15 protein-coding genes are annotated in these 17839 nt (G+C 71.7%); 7 read left to right on the forward strand and 8 right to left on the reverse strand.

Annotation, left to right across the window (positions count from 1 at the left end; all coding sequences use genetic code 11):
- The first annotated feature begins 12 nt into the window (after window positions 1-12).
- Window positions 13-249: a 30S ribosomal protein S18 gene (gene rpsR, locus ACY34M_RS31330; protein ID WP_462721770.1), complete on the forward strand. Its 237-nt coding sequence runs from the start codon at window positions 13-15 to the stop codon at window positions 247-249.
- Window positions 250-297: 48 nt separating this feature from the next.
- Here the strand turns inward: rpsR and ACY34M_RS31335 are convergent, their stop codons facing one another.
- Both ACY34M_RS31335 and ACY34M_RS31340 read right to left on the reverse strand, forming a co-directional pair.
- Window positions 298-1086, reverse strand: coding sequence for a class II aldolase/adducin family protein (locus ACY34M_RS31335; RefSeq protein WP_462721769.1), 789 nt, complete (start codon window positions 1084-1086; stop codon window positions 298-300).
- Window positions 1083-2087: a C-terminal binding protein gene (locus ACY34M_RS31340; RefSeq protein WP_462721768.1), complete on the reverse strand. Its 1005-nt coding sequence runs from the start codon at window positions 2085-2087 to the stop codon at window positions 1083-1085. The genes ACY34M_RS31335 and ACY34M_RS31340 overlap by 4 nt, the downstream gene beginning before the upstream one ends.
- A gap of 178 nt (window positions 2088-2265) precedes the next feature.
- Here ACY34M_RS31340 and ACY34M_RS31345 point away from each other — a divergent pair, with 178 nt between their 5' ends.
- From ACY34M_RS31345 to ACY34M_RS31355, 3 genes are all read left to right on the forward strand, one after another.
- Complete coding sequence (locus tag ACY34M_RS31345) at window positions 2266-3165, forward strand: Lrp/AsnC family transcriptional regulator (protein ID WP_462721767.1); 900 nt, start codon at window positions 2266-2268, stop codon at window positions 3163-3165.
- Window positions 3166-3340: 175 nt separating this feature from the next.
- Window positions 3341-4984, forward strand: a complete 1644-nt coding sequence (locus ACY34M_RS31350) for an amidohydrolase (protein WP_462721766.1) — start codon at window positions 3341-3343, stop codon at window positions 4982-4984.
- A 168-nt stretch (window positions 4985-5152) separates the two neighbouring features.
- Window positions 5153-6499, forward strand: coding sequence for an MFS transporter (locus ACY34M_RS31355; protein WP_462721765.1), 1347 nt, complete (start codon window positions 5153-5155; stop codon window positions 6497-6499).
- Here the strand turns inward: ACY34M_RS31355 and ACY34M_RS31360 are convergent.
- Window positions 6496-7086: a hypothetical protein gene (locus tag ACY34M_RS31360; protein WP_462721764.1), complete on the reverse strand. Its 591-nt coding sequence runs from the start codon at window positions 7084-7086 to the stop codon at window positions 6496-6498. The genes ACY34M_RS31355 and ACY34M_RS31360 overlap by 4 nt on opposite strands.
- A complete protein-coding gene (locus ACY34M_RS31365) occupies window positions 7086-8180 on the reverse strand; it encodes a baeRF3 domain-containing protein (RefSeq protein WP_462721763.1) in 1095 nt (364 codons plus the stop codon). The genes ACY34M_RS31360 and ACY34M_RS31365 overlap by 1 nt, the downstream gene beginning before the upstream one ends.
- A gap of 183 nt (window positions 8181-8363) precedes the next feature.
- On the opposite strand from ACY34M_RS31365, the gene ACY34M_RS31370 reads away from it, so the two are divergent.
- Genes ACY34M_RS31370 through ACY34M_RS31380 form a run of 3 tightly spaced genes read left to right on the forward strand, consistent with a single transcriptional unit; the run spans window position 8364 to window position 13332 of the window.
- Window positions 8364-9815, forward strand: coding sequence for a basic amino acid/polyamine antiporter (locus ACY34M_RS31370; RefSeq protein ID WP_462721762.1), 1452 nt, complete (start codon window positions 8364-8366; stop codon window positions 9813-9815).
- Window positions 9816-9853: 38 nt separating this feature from the next.
- Window positions 9854-11116 carry an arginine deiminase gene (locus ACY34M_RS31375; RefSeq protein WP_462721761.1) on the forward strand — a complete coding sequence of 421 codons (1263 nt, stop codon included), beginning with the start codon at window positions 9854-9856 and terminating at the stop codon, window positions 11114-11116.
- 29 nt (window positions 11117-11145) lie between these two features.
- Window positions 11146-13332 (forward strand): PI-PLC domain-containing protein, encoded by a 2187-nt coding sequence (locus tag ACY34M_RS31380; RefSeq protein ID WP_462721760.1) that lies wholly within the window; start codon window positions 11146-11148, stop codon window positions 13330-13332.
- Here ACY34M_RS31380 and ACY34M_RS31385 read toward each other — a convergent pair.
- The 4 genes from ACY34M_RS31385 to ACY34M_RS31400 are packed head-to-tail and all read right to left on the reverse strand — an operon-like array spanning window position 13316 to window position 17825.
- Window positions 13316-14668, reverse strand: a complete 1353-nt coding sequence (locus ACY34M_RS31385; RefSeq protein WP_462721759.1) for an MFS transporter — start codon at window positions 14666-14668, stop codon at window positions 13316-13318. The two genes, ACY34M_RS31380 and ACY34M_RS31385, sit on opposite strands and share 17 nt — an antisense overlap.
- Before the next feature lie 48 nt (window positions 14669-14716).
- The gene (locus ACY34M_RS31390; protein WP_462721758.1) at window positions 14717-15820 is read right to left on the reverse strand and encodes an acyl-CoA dehydrogenase family protein; all 1104 of its coding nucleotides are present in this window, start codon (window positions 15818-15820) and stop codon (window positions 14717-14719) included.
- Complete coding sequence (locus tag ACY34M_RS31395; RefSeq protein ID WP_462721757.1) at window positions 15817-16980, reverse strand: acyl-CoA dehydrogenase family protein; 1164 nt, start codon at window positions 16978-16980, stop codon at window positions 15817-15819. The genes ACY34M_RS31390 and ACY34M_RS31395 overlap by 4 nt, the downstream gene beginning before the upstream one ends.
- 53 nt (window positions 16981-17033) lie before the next feature.
- A complete protein-coding gene (locus tag ACY34M_RS31400; protein ID WP_462721756.1) occupies window positions 17034-17825 on the reverse strand; it encodes an enoyl-CoA hydratase/isomerase family protein in 792 nt (263 codons plus the stop codon).
- Between the last annotated feature and the right edge of the window lie 14 nt (window positions 17826-17839).

Here is a 17839-nt window from a genome sequence, read left to right on the forward strand (position 1 = left end):
AGGGACACAGACATGCCCCGTACGCGCACGCCGCGCAAGCCCGCCAAGCCGCGCCCGAACCCGCTGGACGCGGCCGGCATCACCTACGTCGACTACAAGGACACCGATCTGCTGCGGCAGTTCATCTCCGACCGCGGCAAGATCCGCAGCCGTCGTGTCACCCGCCTCACGGTCCAGCAGCAGCGCCAGGTGACCGCCGCCGTGAAGAACGCCCGCGAGATGGCGCTGTTGCCGTACTCGAGCAGGTGATCCAGGGGCGGCGCGCATCCGGCGTCACGGTGCGCGCCGCCCCACTTCTCACTCCTTGTAGTCGGGCGCGATCCGCTCCACGAGCCGCAGCAGGGCGCCCCACGCCAGGTCGTACGCGATGTCGTCCTCGACGTCCGAGGATGCCTCGCCCTCGCCCGTGAGCTGCTGCGCCGTGTACTCGCAGACCTGCTCGGACGGGATGATCAACTGGCCGCCGGCCTGGGCGGTGACCTGGATCTCGCAGGCCTTCTCCAGGTAGTACATGCGCAGGAACGCCTGCTTGGCGCTCTCCCCGACGGTCAGCAGACCGTGGTTGCGCAGGATCAGCGCGGGGTGGCCGCCGAGGTCCTCGACGAGGCGCTTCTGCTCGTCGAAGTTGAGGGCCACACCTTCGTAGTCGTGGTAACCGACGCGGTTGTGGAACTCCATCGACATCTGGTTGACCGGGAGCAGCCCGCCCTGCTGCGCGGCGACGGCGCAGCCCGCCTTGGTGTGGGTGTGCAGCACACAGTGGGCGTCGGGGCGGGCCTTGTGGATCGCGCTGTGGATCATGAAGCCGGCCGGGTTGACGGGGTGCGGGCTCGGCTCGACCGCGTTGCCGTCCAGGTCGATCTTGACCAGGTTCGAGGCGGTGATCTCCTCGAAGAGCAGGCCGTAGGGGTTGATCAGGAAGTGGTTGTCAGGACCCGGAAGCCGCTGCGAGATGTGCGTGAAGATGAGGTCGGTCATCCGGAAGTGCGCGACGAGCCGGTAGACGGCGGCCAGTTCACGGCGCAGGCGCAGCTCTTCCGCGGCGGCGTCGTCGGCCGTGACGGGGGCGGTGAGGGTGTCGGTCACGCGAGTGCTCCTTGCGTACGAGGGGCGTTGAGGGAGTCGGTACGAGTCGTGGGGTCGACGACGGGGGTGTGCGGGCGCCCGGTGTCCCACCACGCGAGCACGTTGCGCGCGGGTTCCGTGACGTAGGCGCGCAGCGAGGCGTCGGACAGGAAGGCGCTGTGCGGGGAGAGCAGCAGGCGCGGGTGGCTGCGCAGGCGGTCGTCCGCGGCGGGCGGTTCGACGGGGAAGACGTCGAGGGCGGCGGCCGCGAGCCGGCCGCTGTCGAGCGCGGCGAGCAGGGCGTGCGGGTCCACGAGGTCGCCGCGCGAGACGTTGACGAGGACACTGCCGGGGCGCATGCGGGCCAGCAGTCCGGCGTCGACCATGCCCTGCGTCTGCGGGGTGGAGGGCACGTGCAGCGAGAGCACGTCGGCGCTCTCCACGAGCGTGTCCAGGTCGGCGCGTTCGACTCCGTCGGGCCAGTTCGTGGCGCGCGGGTCGTGCGCGACGATCCGGCCGAAGAGCGGCGCAGCGAGCCGGGCGAGGGTGCGGGCGATGCGCCCCATGCCGACGATCCCGAGCGTCAACTCGCTCGTCCGGCGCGGCACTTCGCCGAACTCGCCGCTCCAGCCGCCCGAGCGGACCACCGCGTCGGCCTGCGGCAGGCGGCGGGTCAGGGCGAGGGCCTGCGCGAGCGCGTGCACGGCGACGTCCTCGGTCGCGGCGTGCGGCAGGTTCGCCACCCACAGACCGCGCCGCTCCGCCTCGGCGATGTCGATCATGTCGTAACCGGCGGACATGGTGGCGAGCATGCGCACCGTGGGCAGGCGGTCGAGCAGGGCCGCGTCCACGCGCGCGTACCCGACGATCAGCGCGTCCGCGTCGTGCGCGACGGCGGCGATCGCCTCCGGGTCCCGGCTGCCGACGATCCGCACCTCCCAGCCGGCGTCGGCGAGGAGCTGCACACCCGGTTCGGGGTCCAGCTCCTCGGTGTCGGTGATCACGACGACGGGTCGCGCCACACCATCCTCCAGGGCGATCAGTAATGATTCGAACGACTTACGGCACACGAACCTACGTTTCGACTGCCATGATTGTCCAGACCGGACGAGACGGTCGCCCCTGCGGTGGCCGACAATGAGCGGGCACCCCGGCCGGTCCACGGCCGGGCCGACACCGAACCGCCGAGGGGAACAGCACGTGGATCTCGACGAGACCGACCTGGGCATCGTGCGCGAGCTGCAGACGGACGGCCGCCTCACGTACGAGACGCTGGCGCAGCGCGTGGGCCTGTCCCGGCCCGCGGCGCGGATGCGGGTGCAGCGACTCCAGGAGTCGGGCGCCGTACGGGTCGTGGCGATCGTGCACCCGGCCGTGCGCGATCTGTCGGCGTCCGCGCATCTGGCGATCGACACCGACGGCGCCGCGGACCCGGTGGCCCGCGCGATCGCCGCACTTCCGGAGGCCCCGTTCGTGACGCTGACCAGCGGACGGCGCGCCATCATGACGGAGCTGCGCACCGCGGGATTCGGTGCGCTCGACCGCACCATCGAGCGGATCCGGGCGCTGCCCGGCGTACGCGCGGTGGACGCGCTCGTCGCGACCCGGCACGTCAAGGACCCGTACCTGCTGACACGGGAACCGACCGTGAGCGCGCTCGACGCGGTGGACGAGCGGATCCTCGCCGAGCTCGAGGACGACGGACGACTGGCCTTCGCGGAGCTGGCGGCGCGCGTGGGCCTGTCGGCCGGGGCGACCCGTGCGCGCACCCTGCGCCTGCTCGACGGCGGGGTCGCGAAGGTGGTCGCGCTCGTGCGGCCCGACGTGCTCGGCATGGGGTACCTGTGCGGATTCAGCCTGCGGGTCGAGGGCGCGGCGGCGGACGTCGCCGATCAGGTCGCGGCCTTCGGGCGTGTGACGTTCCTGTCGACGTGCCTGGGCGGCGCGGAGCTGGTCGGCACGATCACCGCGGAGTCGTTCGGGGCGGTGCGGGCCACGCTCGAGGAGATGCGCGCGCTGCCCGCCGTGCGCGAGGTGGAGAGCTGGCTCCACCTCGAACTGATCAAGGAGCGGTACGACCTGGGGCCGCGCACGGACTGATCGGCCGACCGGATCCGGGGTGCACAGTCGATCCGGAATCAAACAAGCGATTCGACCTTACAAACATTCTTCACCCGACCCTCTGGTCAATCAGTCGTTCGCTCTTTATGGTTCTGCAAGCCGAATCGTCTGTCGGCACACTCCCCGTACGTTCCCGGTCGAAAGCAGGCCTGTCATGCCCCGCTGCCCCGAGTCCACGCTCCTCGTCACCGGCGCCGCCGTCGCCGCGGCCGGCGCCACCGTCCGGGCCGAGGCCCTCGCCGTGCGCGGTGAGCGCATCGTGCACGTCGGCACCGCCGAGGAGGCCCGCGCCGCCCTCGGCGGCCGGGTCGACGAGGAGCTGCGCCTCGACGGCGGTCTCGTCCACCCCGGCTTCGTGGACGCCCACTGCCACCCGGTGATGTACGGGCAGGCGCTCGCCTGGGTCGACCTGCGGCCCGAGCGCGTGCCCGACATCGGCACGCTCGTCGAGGTGCTGCGCGAGGCGGCCCGCGAGCTGCCCGCCGGGGTGCCGGTGCGCGGCTTCGGTTACGAGCACCGGCGGCTCGCCGAGGGCCGCCACCCCAGCTGCCACGACCTGGACCGCGTCGCCGACGACCGCGAGGTCTACGTCATGAACGCCTCAGGACACGGCGGCGTCGTCAACTCCCACACACTGCGCACCTGCCGGATCACGGCGGGCACCCCGTCGCCCGAGGGCGGCAGCATCGGCCACTTCGAGAACGGGGAGCCGGACGGGCAGCTGTGGGACGCCGCCTGCGACCTGCTCACGGGACCGGCCGGCGTGAAGATCGGCAACCACGGGCCGAACTTCCACCTGTCCGAGCCCGAGGACATCATGGCCGACCATCTGCTGCGCGCCCAGGAGGTGTTCCTCGCCTCCGGTGTCACCACGATCGGCGACGCGCAGGTGTCGCGCCGCGAGATGGAGACGTACCTGCGGGCGCGCGCGGACGGTTCGCTGCGCATGCGCGTGTCCGCGTATCTGACCTCCGCGCTGCTCGACACCGCCCTCGAACTCGGCGCGGTGCGCGGCTTCGGCGACGACCTGTTCCGCATCCAGGGCGTGAAGTTCTACGCCGACGGCACGCTCGGCGGCTGGACCGCGTACTTCCCCGAGGGGTACGCGGCCGACTGCTGCCACCACGGGCAGCTGTACCACTCGGTCGAGGAGTACGCGGAGATCGTGCGCCGCGCCCACGCGGCCGGTCTGCAGACCGCGACGCACGCCCAGTCCCCGTACGCCATCGGCATGGTGCTCGACGCGATCGAGAAGGCGCAGGCCGAGCGGGAGCGGCCCGGGATGCGCCACCGCGTCGAGCACTCGGGGCTGCCGACGGACGAGCAGATCGCGCGCATGGGCGCGCTCGGCGTCGTCCCCGTCATGCAGCCGCAGCACCATCTGCGCACCGGCGACGGCACGTTGACCGCGATCGGCGAGATGGGGCACCGGTACAACCCGGCGGGCCGCTGCGCCGACGCCGGGGTCCCGGTCGTCTTCTCCTCGGACGCACCGGTCGCCCCGCCCGCCCCGCTGGAGGCGGTGTCCGCCGCGGCCACCCGGCGGACCGTGCTCGGTACCGTCCTCGGCGACGCCTCGCTGCGGCTGCCGGTCGAGGCGGGCCTGCACGCGCACACGGCCGCCGCGGCGAGCGCCCTGCACCGCGAGCACGCGGTCGGCGCGCTCGCCTCCGGCATGCTGGCGGATTTCGTCGTGCTGGATGCCGATCCGTTGACCGTGCCCGCCGAGGAGTTGGCCGGGATCCGCGTCCGGGAGACGTGGATCGGCGGCAGCCGAGCGTGGTCGCTCCGCGGGTAGCAGGGGTCGGGTTCGGGCCGCACCGTGGTGCGGCCCGGCCGCGACGGTACCCCACACCGCGGTTGCGGTTGCGCCGTTCCCCGCGCCCCTCGGGCCACTCCCCCACCCACAAGCCCCACACCTGAGCACGTCCCGTCCCCGACCGCACTCATTTCGCCGGAGGTCCCCTTGCCGGACCGCACCACGAACCGTTCCCCGCAGAGCCCGTTCAGGACGGCGTTCGCCGCTCTGTCCGGTACCTCCATCGAGTGGTACGACTTCTACGCCTTCGCCACCGCCGCGGCGATCGTGTTCAACGACGTCTTCTTCCCCGCCGACATGCCGACGGCCCTGAAGACGATCTCGTCCTTCGCCACCTTCGCCGTCGGCTTCCTGCTCCGTCCGCTCGGCGGCATCGTCTTCGGGCACGTCGGCGACCGCGTCGGCCGCAAGAAGACACTCGTCATCACGCTGTTGATGATGGGGATCGCCTCGTTCGCGATCGGCCTGCTGCCGACGTACGACCAGGTCGGTGTCCTCTCCCCGATCCTGCTTATCACGCTGCGCCTGATCCAGGGCATCGCGATCGGCGGCGAGTGGGGCGGCGCCGTCCTGATCGCGGTCGAGAACGCGCCCAAGGGCAAGGCCACCTTCTTCGGCTCGTTCGCCCAACTCGGCTCTTCGGTGGGCGCGTTGCTGTCCACCGGCATGTTCAGCCTGATGAACCTGTTCGGGGAATCCGCGTTCAACAGCTGGGGCTGGCGCGTCCCGTTCCTCGCATCCGCGGTCCTCGTCGTCATCGGACTGGTGGTGCGCACCAAGCTGGAGGACTCCCCGGTGATGGAGGACATCCACGCCGCGGAGGCCGAGCAGGGGACGCCGCGCCGGCTGCCCGTCGCCGAGGTGCTGCACAAGGACTGGCGGACGGTCCTGACCGGGGTCTTCGCGCTCGCCACGGCGACCGGCGGCTACTACGTGGTGACCAGCTATCTGCTCTCGTACGGCACCGACTCGCTGCACCTGTCGGAGTCGGTGCTGCTCAACGGCCTCTCGCTCGCCGCGTTCCTGGAGCTCGTGGTCACACCGCTGCTGTCGCTGCTCGGTGACAAGGTGGGCGCGCACAAGGTGGTCGTCGCGGGGCTCGCGGGTGTCGTGCTGCTGTCGGTCCCGCAGTTCATGGTGCTGGGCGGCGGCAGCGTGGTGCTGATCTATCTGATGATGCTGGCGATGCGTCTGGTGATGTCGGCGCTGTACGGGCCGATGGCCGCGATCCTCGCCGACGGTTTCGCTCCGCACGTGCGCTACACCGGCATCTCGCTCTCCTACCAGCTCTGCAACATGATCTTCGCGGGCTTCGCCCCGGTCACGGCGGTCTGGCTGTCGTCGCTCGCCGGTGGCGCGTACTGGCCACCGGCCGTCGCCCTGATGGCGGTCTCCGCGATCGGCATCTGGTGCACGCTGCGGCTGCGGGTCCACTTCGAGCGCCGCGTCGCGGCCGATTCCGCGGCCGCGACGCAGGAGACGGTGTCCGCCTAGTACCGCTGTGCCTTCGCCACACTCGCCTTGAGATGCGGCTCGGGGGGCTTGGTGCTGATCGCCAGCGGCTGCGCCCGGCCCCCCGCCTTCAGGTCCTCGGCGCCGACGACCTTGGACTCGACGACCTTGCCGTCGGAGTCGCTGAAGTCGACCTGCACCGCGTACGAGGCGGTCTTGTCGGTGGTGTTGGTGATGTTCACGACGACGGCGCGCACCCCGTTGGTGTCCGAGACGGGCTTGCCGGTCAGTTCGACGTCGCGCACCGCGTTTCCGCGCCCGTCGGCCTTGTCCAGCTGCTTGGTGAACTCCTGCCGCTTGCGCTCCAGGTTCGCCGAGACCGAAGCCTCCAGTTCGCTGGCGCGCGCCGAGGCCGATTTCGCCGCCTCGGACGCCGAGGCCTTGATCGACTCCTTCTTCGACGCGAGCGCCGAGGGCGGCGTGCCGGAGAACCTCGACGCGTCGGGGGAACTCGCACTCGCGTTGGGGCTCGCGCCCGTGTCGTTGTCGTCGCCTGAGCCGCACGCGGCGAGGGCGAGCACCCCCGCAAGCGCGCAGGCGAGCGGCGCTGCCGCCGTCCGGGCCCGCATCAGAACCTCAGCACCGCGGCGACGCGCCCGGCGTCCGCGAGGGTGTCGTCCGGGACGAACACGACGTCCGCGCCGGTCTCCAGGGCGGACTCGACGACCTCGTCGACGATGTCGTGCACGGCGTCGAGGTCGTCGTCGGCGGCCGGTTCCAGATGGCCGTCCCCGGCCCGCACCGTGATCCGGTAGTTCTCCTCGACGACGAGCCGGCGGATCCGCCCGTCCTGGGCCTCCTGCCACACCTCGTCGACGCCCGCCGCGTACTTGTTCTCGCCGCGCGCCTGTTCCAGCTGGTCCAGGGCCTCGGCGACGGCGAGCCGCGCCGCTTCCTCGCGGGCCGGGGCGATCGCCTGTACGACCTCCTCGGGGGTGGCCTGCGCGAGGCCGCCGACCGGTAGCTCGATCGCGCCCTGCGCGGCGCTGCCGACGTCCGTGAGGAGGGAGAGCGCGGCCGACTCCCCGGTGACGTAGAGGGGCCGGGGTTCCTCGCCGAGCACGTCGCTCAGCTCGGTGTCCGCGTCGCGGAAGAACTGGCGTGCCTGCTCGTCGCGGAAGGTGCTGGGCAGGTCGCCGATGCGTTCCTTGCGTTCGGCGTCCGGGTCCTCGAGGCTGCGGGTCAGCGGGAAGCCGTGCTCGGTGGACTCGGTGACGCGGTCGCCGCGGCCGTCCCACAGCGTGATCCGGTCGGCGGCGAGCGCCAGCACCCAGTAGGGGCGCCGCGCCGCGTCGGCGGCGACCAGGTTCCGGGTGAGGAAGGTGTCGGCGACGACGACCCGCTCGGGGACGCTGCGGTCGACGACCCAGGCCTGGTGCTCGCCGGGCGCCGCGAAGACGACGAGGCCGTCGCGCACATGGGCGAGGTCGATCTCCTGGACGGCGGCCCGCAATTGCTCGACGACGTCCTCCTGCCGGTCCTTCGTCACCGCGGGATCCGCCGACAGCTGGCGCTCCGCCTCGCTGACGAGGTTGCCGAGCCGGACCGGGTCCTGGCTGTTCTCCGGTCGTCGCCGGTGCGTGGGCATCGCCAGGGACACGGCGGGATAGGGGCGCTGCGCGCGCAGCTCGCGAAGGATCACCGGGGTCAATGAGGAATGCATGGCTGCTTGTCCTTCTCCTGAGACGGCTCGCACCATGCTGCCCACAACTCGGTGAAACGGCCATTTGGAGTGGACCGCTCGTAACACCGGAAGCATTTACAAAAGGTGCACCTAGCAACACTTTGGTAGAAAACTGTTCCCCGAGCGTCCCGGCGCCCACCCACCACGACCGAAGGGGACGAGATGGAGCAGCAGGCCTCCGCGGAGCCCCAGACCTCCCCGCCGCCCGCGAAGCTGGCACTGTTCACCCTGACCACCATGGTCATCGGCTCCATGGTCGGCGCCGGGGTGTTCTCCCTCCCGGCGCGGTTCGCGGAGCAGACGGGGGTGGCGGGGGCGCTCATCTCCTGGGCGATCGCCGGTACGGGCATGCTCATGCTCGCCTTCGTCTTCCAGTCCCTCGCCGTCCGCAGGCCCGACCTGGACGCGGGCGTCTATGCCTACGCCAAAGCGGGCTTCGGCGAGTACGTGGGATTCTTCTCCGCCTTCGGCTACTGGGCCAGCTCGTGCGTCGGCAACGTGACGTACTGGGTGCTGATCATGTCGACGGTCGGCACGATCTGGTCGGGGCTCGGCGAGGGCGACACGGCGCTCGCCGTGGTCCTCTCCTCCGTGGGCCTGTGGGCGTTCTTCCTGATGATCCGGCGCGGCGTGAAGGAGGCCGCGGCCATCAACAGGATCGTGACGGTGGCGAAGGTCGTGCCGATCGTCATCTTCGTGATCCTGGCGCTCGTCTTCTTCGACCCCGGCGTGTTCGCCGACAACTGGGGCGGCGCCGACTACGCGGGCTCCCTGTTCAGCCAGGTCAAGGGCACGATGCTGGCCACGGTCTTCGTCTTCCTCGGCGTGGAGGGCGCGAGCGTCTACTCGCGGCACGCCAAGCGCCGCGAGGACGTCGGCAGGGCCACGGTCCTCGGCTTCCTCAGCGTCTTCGCCATCTTCGCCTCGGTCGTGATCGTCAGTTACGGGATCATGCCGATGAGCGAGATCGCCGAGCTGCGTCAGCCGTCCATGGCGGGCGTCCTGGAGGACGCGGTCGGGACCTGGGGCAAGGTCTTCATCAGCGTCGGCCTGATCGTGTCCGTGCTCGGCGCCTATCTGGCCTGGACGCTGATGGCCGCGGAGGTGCTGTTCGTCGCCGCGAAGGACGACGACATGCCGCGCTTCCTGCGCCGCGCCAACGCGGCGGACGTACCCATGCCCGCCCTGCTGATGACGACGCTGCTCACCCAGGTCGTCCTCGTCGTCACCGCGTTCTCCGACGACGCGTTCAACTTCGCCCTCGATCTGACCAGCGCCCTCTCCCTCATCCCCTATCTGCTCGCGGCCGCGTTCGCCGCGAAGATCGGTCTGCGCCCCGATCCGCTCACCGCGGGCGGCCGCACCTCGAACCGTGAGCTGACGATCGCCTGCCTGGCCGTCGTCTACACGGCGTTCCTGCTGTACGCGGCCGGGCTGAAGTTCGTCCTCGTCTCGCTGATCTTCTACGCGCCGGCCACCGTGCTCTTCGTGATGGCCCGCCGCGAGCAGCGCCGCCGGCTGTTCTCGCCGCGCGAGCTCGTCGTCCTCGCCGTCTCCGTCATCGGCGCCGTGCTCGGCATCGTCGCCCTGGCCGCAGGCTGGATCAGCCTCTGACCGAACCGTTCCGTCCCACCCCCTCCGGGAGGCACCCCGTGACCGACCCCGACAGCTCCGCCCCCGCCCCGTACGGCGTCCACTCCGAGGTGGGCCGGCTCCGCAAGGTCCTCGTCTGCGCACCGGGACTCGCGCACCGCAGGCTGACCCCGACCAACGCGGACGACCTGCTGTTCGACGACGTGATGTGGGTGGAGAACGCCCAGCGCGACCACGCCGACTTCGTCAACAAGCTGCGCGGGCGCGGCGTCGAGGTCGTCGAACTGCACGAGCTGCTCGCCGAGACGATGGCGATCCCCGAGGCCAGGTCCTGGCTCCTGGACCGGAAGATCGTCGCCAATCAGGTCGGGATCGGCCTGATCGACGACACCCGGGCGTTCCTGGAGGGGCTCGACCACCGGATGCTCGCCGAGTACCTGATCGGCGGGCTCGCCACCACCGACCTTCCGGACGACTACCGCTCTCCCTACGTGTCGCTGGCCCGCGAATCCACCGGCGTGCGCGAGTACTTGATGCCGCCGCTGCCCAACACCCTCTACACCCGCGACACCACCTGCTGGCTGTACGGCGGCCTCACCCTGAACCCGCTGTACTGGCCCGCGCGGCACGACGAGACGCTGCTGATGAAGGCGATCTACCAGTTCCACCCGGACTTCGTGGGCTCCACGGTGTGGTGGGGCGATCCGGAACAGGAGTGGGGGCAGGCGAGCTTCGAGGGCGGGGACATCATGCCCGTCGGCAAGGGCGTCGTCCTGATGGGCATGAGCGAGCGGACGTCGCGGCAGGCCATCACGCAGGTCGCGGCCTCCCTCTTCGAGCGCGGCGCCGCCGAGCGGGTCATCGTCGCCGGGATGCCGAAGCTGCGCTCGGCGATGCACCTGGACACCGTCTTCACGTTCGCCGACCGCGACATCGTCACCCTCTATCCGAAGATCATGGACTCGGTGCACACGTTCACGCTGCGCCCCAGTGACAAGGCGCCCGGACTGGACATCACCGACGAGGGCTCGGCCGCGTTCACGGACGTCGTGGCGAAGGCCCTCGGCATCGGAGACCTCCAGGTCATCGAGACGGGTGGCGATGTGTACGCGTCCGAGCGCCAGCAGTGGGACAGCGGCAACAACGCGGTGGCCCTCGAACCGGGCGTCGTCTTCACCTACGACCGCAACACCCAGACGAACACGCTGCTGCGCAAGGCGGGCGTCGAGGTCATCACGATCGTCGGCGCCGAGCTCGGCCGGGGCCGCGGCGGCGGCCACTGCATGACCTGTCCCATCAGCCGGGACCCGCTCGACTACTGACCGGGCGACGAGGCCGGTACCGTCGAGGCATGGAGAAGGGCGCGCTCCATACGTGGCTTCGCGCGGTGGCCCTCGTCGTGGCCGCCGTCGCCACGCTGACCGTGTGCGCGACGGCCACCGTCCACGGCACGCTGCTCGCCCCCGGCTTCCACGCCGCCGTCCTCGACGAACAGGACGCCTACGACCGGCTCTACAACGAGGTCCTGGTCGACCCGGAGGCCGCGCCGGTCACCCGTGACCTGCTGGCCGGGCTCGATGTGCCGGAGGCCCAGATCACCTCCAACATCAAGCTGGTCCTGCCGCCCGACACGCTGCGCGACCTGACCCGGCAGCAGATCGACGCGGTGGTCGGCTACCTGAACGGCGACCGCGCCGAGCTGCGCGTCGTCGTCGATCTGCGCCCGGTCCTGGACAACCTCGGCGATCTGGCGCACACCTACTTCGGCGATCTCGTCGCGAATGTCCAGCGCCGGTCCGAGCCCGACTTCGACCGGTTCCGGGCGGCGCTCGCCGACGAGGTGCGCGCGTTGGCCGCCGGGCGGGCACCCGAGGGGCTGCCGAAGCTGCCGCTCACCACCGAACAGGCGGACCAGGTCACCGGCACCCTGCTCGGCCTCGTCCCGGCCGGTGAGCGCGCGGACCTGCGTCCCGAGGTGGAGACGGCACTCGCCGACGGCGACGTCGGCACCGCGCTCGCCGCCGTCGCCCCGGCGACCGTCTCCGAGCGCACGCGCGACGCGGCGGCCCAGCTCCGCGCTCTGGCGGACGGCGGCAACTGGGACCTGACCGACACCCTCAAGGCTTCGGGCAACGACCTGTCGGGGCTGCACGAGGTGCGCCCGTACACGGCGGTCGGCCTCGGGGTGCTCGAAGTGGTCGCGGCGGGACTGCTGTTGCTCTCCCTCGCGGCGCTGTGGCTGCTCGGCCCCGCGCAACCGGGGCGACGGCTCGTCCTGCTCGGGATTCCGCTCGTGGCGGGCGGCGTGCTGACCGCGCTGGCCTCCTGGGTGACGCGCCTCGTCACCGACGGGCGGATCGTCGCGCCTCCCGGCTCGTGGCCGCCGAGCCTGACCCGGCTCGTCGACGACGTGCAGCGCTCCGCCGTAGGCCATGTCACCGGGACCGCCCTGTGGGCCGCGCTCGTGCCGGTGCTCGCGGGGGCGCTGCTCGCCGGGGTGGGCCTGCTGACCCGGTCGGGTCTCGGGGGCCGGGTCCCGCGGGTGGCGCGCGAACGCCTCGGGTCGCCGCGACGGGCGGTCGGCCTGGGTTTCGGCGCGGCGTGCGTGGCGGTCGCGGGGATGGTGCTGATGCCGCTCGCCGCGTCCCCCGCGGCGGACCGCGAATGCCAGGGCAGCACCGAGCTGTGCGACCGGCCCTACGACGAGGTCGCGTACCTGACCTCGCACAACGCGATGTCGACGACCGCCGACCACTTCATCGGGCCGCTCCAGGACCCGCGCATCGGCACGCAGCTGGACCAGGGGGTGCGCGCGCTGCAGCTCGACACCTACCGCTGGGAGACGCCCGCGGAGTTCACCGAGCGCCTGGCCGGCTCCGACTTCACGGCGGAGCAGCAGGCGCTGGTGACGTCGGCGGTGGGCCGGATCAACCCGCCGCGCAAGGGGCTGTGGCTGTGCCACTCGGTGTGCCGGGCCGGTGCGATCGCCCTGGTGCCGACCCTGCGCGAGATCGGCGACTGGATGCGGGACCACCCGAACGAAGTGGTCACGCTGATCGTCCAGGACGCGATCTCCGCCAAGGACACGCGGAAGGCCTTCAAGCAGGCCGGGTTGGACAAGCTGGTCCACAGGCCGGACGCCGATCCGGACAAGCCCTGGCCCACGCTCGGCGAGATGATCGACAGCGGCCGCCGCCTGGTGGTGTTCGCGGAGAAGGCGGACGACCCCGGTTCCTGGTACCGCAATTTCTACCGCTACGGCATGGAGACGCCGTTCGCCTTCCGCTCCCCCGACCGGATGAGCTGCGTCCCGCACCGCGGAGGCGACGACAAACGCCTGTTCCTGCTCAACCACTTCATCACCGACAACGGCGGCAGTCGCATCGACGCGGGCACCGTCAACGACCGCCGCTACGTCCTGGACCGGGCGCGCCGCTGCGAACGCGAGCGCGGGAGGCCGGTGAACTTCGTCGCGGTCGACTACGCGACGATCGGGGACGCGCAGGGCGCGGTGGACGCGCTCAACGAGGGCCGCTGACCGGCTCCGGCACCGGCTCCGGCTCCTCGACCAGCGACGTCTTCGAGGTCTCGGGCATCAGCGCGTACGTGATCAGGGAGATCAGGGCGCAGCCGGAGACGTAGAGGAAGAACCAGTTCTCGTGCCCGCCGTCGGCGAAGGCCAGGGCGACGTACGAGGCGGTGCCGCCGAAGAGGGCCTGGGCGAGGTTGTAGGGGACGGCGACGCCCACGGTGCGTACCTCCGTGGTGAACAGTTCCGCCTTCACCACCGCGTTCACGGACGAGTACCCGGCGACGATCGTCAGCGCCAGGATCGAGAGGCCGAGGGCGGCGCCCCAGGTCGGCCACGCCTTCATACCGCTGAGGATCGGGTAGGTGCCGAAGGTCGTGCCGACGCCGAAGAAGATCAGCACCGGGCGGCGGCCGACCCGGTCCGAGATGTATCCGCCCAGCGGCAGCAGCACCAGGAAGACACACAGCGCCGCGAAACTCACCCAGGACGCCTGCTCCTTGGGCAGGCCGACGCTGTTGACCAGGTAGCTGTTGAGGTACGTCGTGTACGTGTAGTAGGCGACGGAGCCGCCGAGCGTGAGGGCGAACACCAGCACGGCGGCGCGCCGCTGCCGCCACACCTCGCGCAGAGTGCCGCGGCGCTCCTCCACGTCGCTCGCCTCCGCCTTCACGTACGCCTCGGACTCGTGCATGCCGCGACGCAGGTAGAAGACGGCGACGGCGCCGAGCGCGCCGATCACGAAGGGGATGCGCCAGCCCCACTGGGTCAGTTGGTCCTCGCTGAGCAGCGTCTGGAGGACGATCAGGATCACCAGTCCGGCCAGCTGTCCCAGCGTCACGGAGACGTACTGGAAGCTGCCGCCGAGGCCGCGCCGGTGCCCGGCCGAGACCTCGGTCAGGTAGGAGGCGCTGGCCGCGTACTCGCCGCCGACGCTGAGCCCTTGCAGCAGGCGTGCGACGACGAGGACGACGGCGCCGGTGTAGCCGGCCGTCGCGTGGTCGGGGGCGACGGCGATCATCAGGGCGCTCGCCGACATCAGTCCGACGGTGACGGTGAGGCCGGTCTTGCGGCCCTTGCGGTCCGCGAGCCTGCCGAGCAGCCAGCCTCCGACGGGCCGGGCGAGGAAGCCGACGGCGAAGACCGCCGCGGAGTTCAGCAGGGACGCTGTGGGGTCGTCCGCCGGGAAGAACTGGCTGGAGAAGTAGACGGCGAAGGTGGCGTAGACGAACCAGTCGAACCACTCGATCATGTTGCCGATCGAGCCGACCAGGATGTTCCGGATGTAACTGCGCTTCTGCGCGGCCGTGCTGGATACCGCTCTCGGGTTGACCGGACGACTCATCGTCGAGCCTCTCTGGGGAAGGTGGCGGCGGGGACGGGGGGGAAAAGATCAGCGCGGCGCGGGGGCGGTGAGGACGTCCCAGACGGCGGGCTCGCCCGCCGCGAGGGCCAGCCGGCCCAGTGCGACGGCCTCGGACTGCTGCGGGGTGGGGGTGTCGCGCCAGGCCCAGAGGCGGCGCGTGTACCGGTGCAGCGGGTATTCGGCGGTGATGCCGAGCGCGCCGTGCAACTGGTGTGCGCTGCGGGCCACTTCGGTGGCGGTGGTCGCGGCGGTGATCCGCACGGTGGCGGCCGCGGCAGTCGGCCGGGCATCGTCCTTTTGAACGTCCGCGTCCGCGCGGTAGGTGTCTCGGGCGTGGTTCAGCGCGGCCTCGGCCTGGAGGAGGTGGACGCGCATGGTGGCGAGGTGGGCGGCGACGGCAGGGATCTTCAGCAGCGGCGCGCCGAACTGCTCGCGCTGGGTCACGTGCGCGGCGGTCAGTTCGTACGCGCCCTCGGCCGCGCCGAGCAGGGCGGCCGAGCGCAGCAGAGCGAGTCGGGCGCGGATGCGTGCGGGGGACGGCGTCCCGGGCGGCAGCGCGGTCACCGGCGCGGCGGCCAGGTCCACGGCCTCGTAGGGGGTGCCGCACAGAGCGGGGGCGGTGGGGTGGCGGGTGACGCCGGGGCCGTTGAGGTCGACGGTCCACGGGCCCGATTCCGCCGCCTCCGTCGGGACCAGCAGCACGGTGTGCGCCCCGGATGCCCAAGGGACGGCGGGCAGTCGGGCGGTGAGCGTACCGTCGGCGTCCGGTCCTGTGACGCCCGCGGGGAGGAGGGCGAGCGCGGTCGCCTTGGCGGGCAGGGAGCCGCCGGTCGCCAGGCACCAGTCCGCGGTGGCGGACTCGGCGACCGGGGTGGTCACGGCGTGCCGGGCGAGCGCGTGGGTCAGGGCGAGCAGGTCGTCGAAGGTGCCGCCCGAGCCACCCGCCGACTCCGGGACGTCAAGGCGTGTCATGCCGAGTTCGGTGAGACGCTCCCAGAGCGCCGGACCGGCGGTCTCGTCCTCGTGTTCCTTCGCGTCCGCCGCGAGTCCGCTCACGACCTCGCGGAGTTCGTCGGCGTACTCGCTGGTGATGGTGGGCTCGCGGCGCCGGGGTGTCGGGGGCGTGGTCATGCGCGGGTCTCCTCGCGGGCGATCAGGGACAGCAGGACGTCGGATGCGCCGCCGCGCAGACCGAACGCCGGGGCGGCGAGCAGCGCCTGGCCGAACTCGCTGTCGGCGGTGGGCGGCAGGCCACCGGACGCCTCGCGGAACGCCTCGACGACGTCGTTCTCGAAGGCGTTGCCCAGGTACTTCAGGGCGGCGGCCGCGCGGACCGGGGTCTCGCCACGGTCCATGGCGGAGGCGACGTCCCAGCACAGGCGGCGCAGCACGGTGAGCCGGGCGATGAGCGAGCCGACCGAGGCCGCGATCGTGTCCGGGACGGCGCCACCCGCCTGCGCGTCCCCCGCCGCCTTCGCGAGCAGGGCGACGAGGACGGGGTAGCTGGACAGGACACGTTCGGCGCCGCCGCGTTCGAAGGAGAGCTGGCCGACGACCTGACGCCAGCCCTCCCCCTCGGTGCCGATGAGGCGCCCTTCTGGGACGAACACGTCCTCGAAGCGCATCTCGTTGAAGTGGTGTTCGCCCGCCAGGTCGGGGATGGCGCCGGTGCTGACCCCGTCGGCGTCCATGTCGACGACGAACTCGCTCAGCCCCTGGTGCTTGCGGTCGACGTCCTCGCGCGGGGTGGTGCGGGCCAACACGTAGGCGTGGGTGGCGTGGTGGGCGTGGCTGGTCCAGATCTTGTGGCCGCTGAGCCGCCAGCCGCCCGCGACGCGGCGCGCGGCGGTGCGGACGGAGGCCAGGTCGGAGCCGGCCTCGGGCTCGCTCATGCCGAGGCAGAACACGGCGTCGGTGGCGGCGATCCGCGGCAGGATCTCCTTCTTGAGCGCCGGGCTGCCGTGACGCAGGATGGCGGGCCCGATCTGCCGGTCCCCGATCCAGTGCGCGGCGACGGGGGCGCCCGCCCGCAGCAGTTCCTCGGTGACGGCGAGCCGGTCGACGTTGCGCAGGGCGTGGCCGCCGTACTCCACCGGCCAGGTCATGGCGGTCATGCCACGGCCGGCCAGTTCGCGGCTGAAGTCGCGGTCGAAGGAGCGGAGCCAGGCGTCGCTGCGGGGCGTGTAGCGGCCGGTCTCCCGCCACTCGGTGGCCAGGGCCCGGGCGGCGGTCCGTGGGTCGGCTTCCTGGCCGGCGTGTGCCGGGGCGCGGGCGGTGTCGGTCGGGGTCATGCGGGGGTTGCCTCCTGAAGCTCGCATCCGGTGCGGGACGGGTTGCACGGGGTTCAGGAGCCCGTGTACGTACCGGTGCGCTTCTCGCGGAACGCGTCGTAGGCCTCGCGGGAGTCGTCCATGGACGTCACCACGGCCATGTGGGAGGAGATCAGGTCGAGCGCGGTGCGCAGATCGTGGTTCGCGCCCTGGCGGACGGCGCGCTTGATCAGGGCGAGCGCGGCGGGCGGGCGGGCCACGAGCCGGGCGGCGAACGCGTACACCTCGTCGAGGAGGTCGGCGTCGTCGAAGACGTCCTCGACGATGCCGAGCCGGTGCGCCTCGGCGGCGTCGACGAAGTCGCCGGTCCACAGCAGGCGCAGCGCGGCCGCCTGGCCGACGACGCGGGGCAGCAGCCAGCAGCCGCCGTCGCCGGGGACCAGGCCGACCTTGATGTAGCCCTCGCAGAAGCGCGCGGAGCGGCCGGCGAAGCGCAGGTCGCACAGCAGGGCCATGTCCATGCCCGCGCCGACGGCCGGTCCTGCGACGGCCGCGAGCACCGGCTTGTCCAGGTCCTCAAGGGCCCGTGCGACCTGGTGCACGCGCTCGGTGAGCAGCCTCTTCTCCTGGATCGGGGTGCGCTGTTCGCCCTTGAAGTCGGCGAGGTCGACGCCGGAGCAGAAGGCGTCGCCCACGCCGGTGACGACGATGACGCGGACGTCCGGGTCGGCGTCGGCGCGGCGCAGCGCCTCGGCCCAGGCGTCGGCCATGGGGAGCGTGAAGGCGTTCTTACGGTGCGGACGGTTGAGGGTGATGGTGGCGATGTGGTCGCGGGTGGAGTAGAGGAGGTCTTCGGCCGCGGACATGGCGGATCCTTCCG

The sequence above is a fragment of the Streptomyces sp. EDA2-14 genome (genome assembly GCF_054963755.1).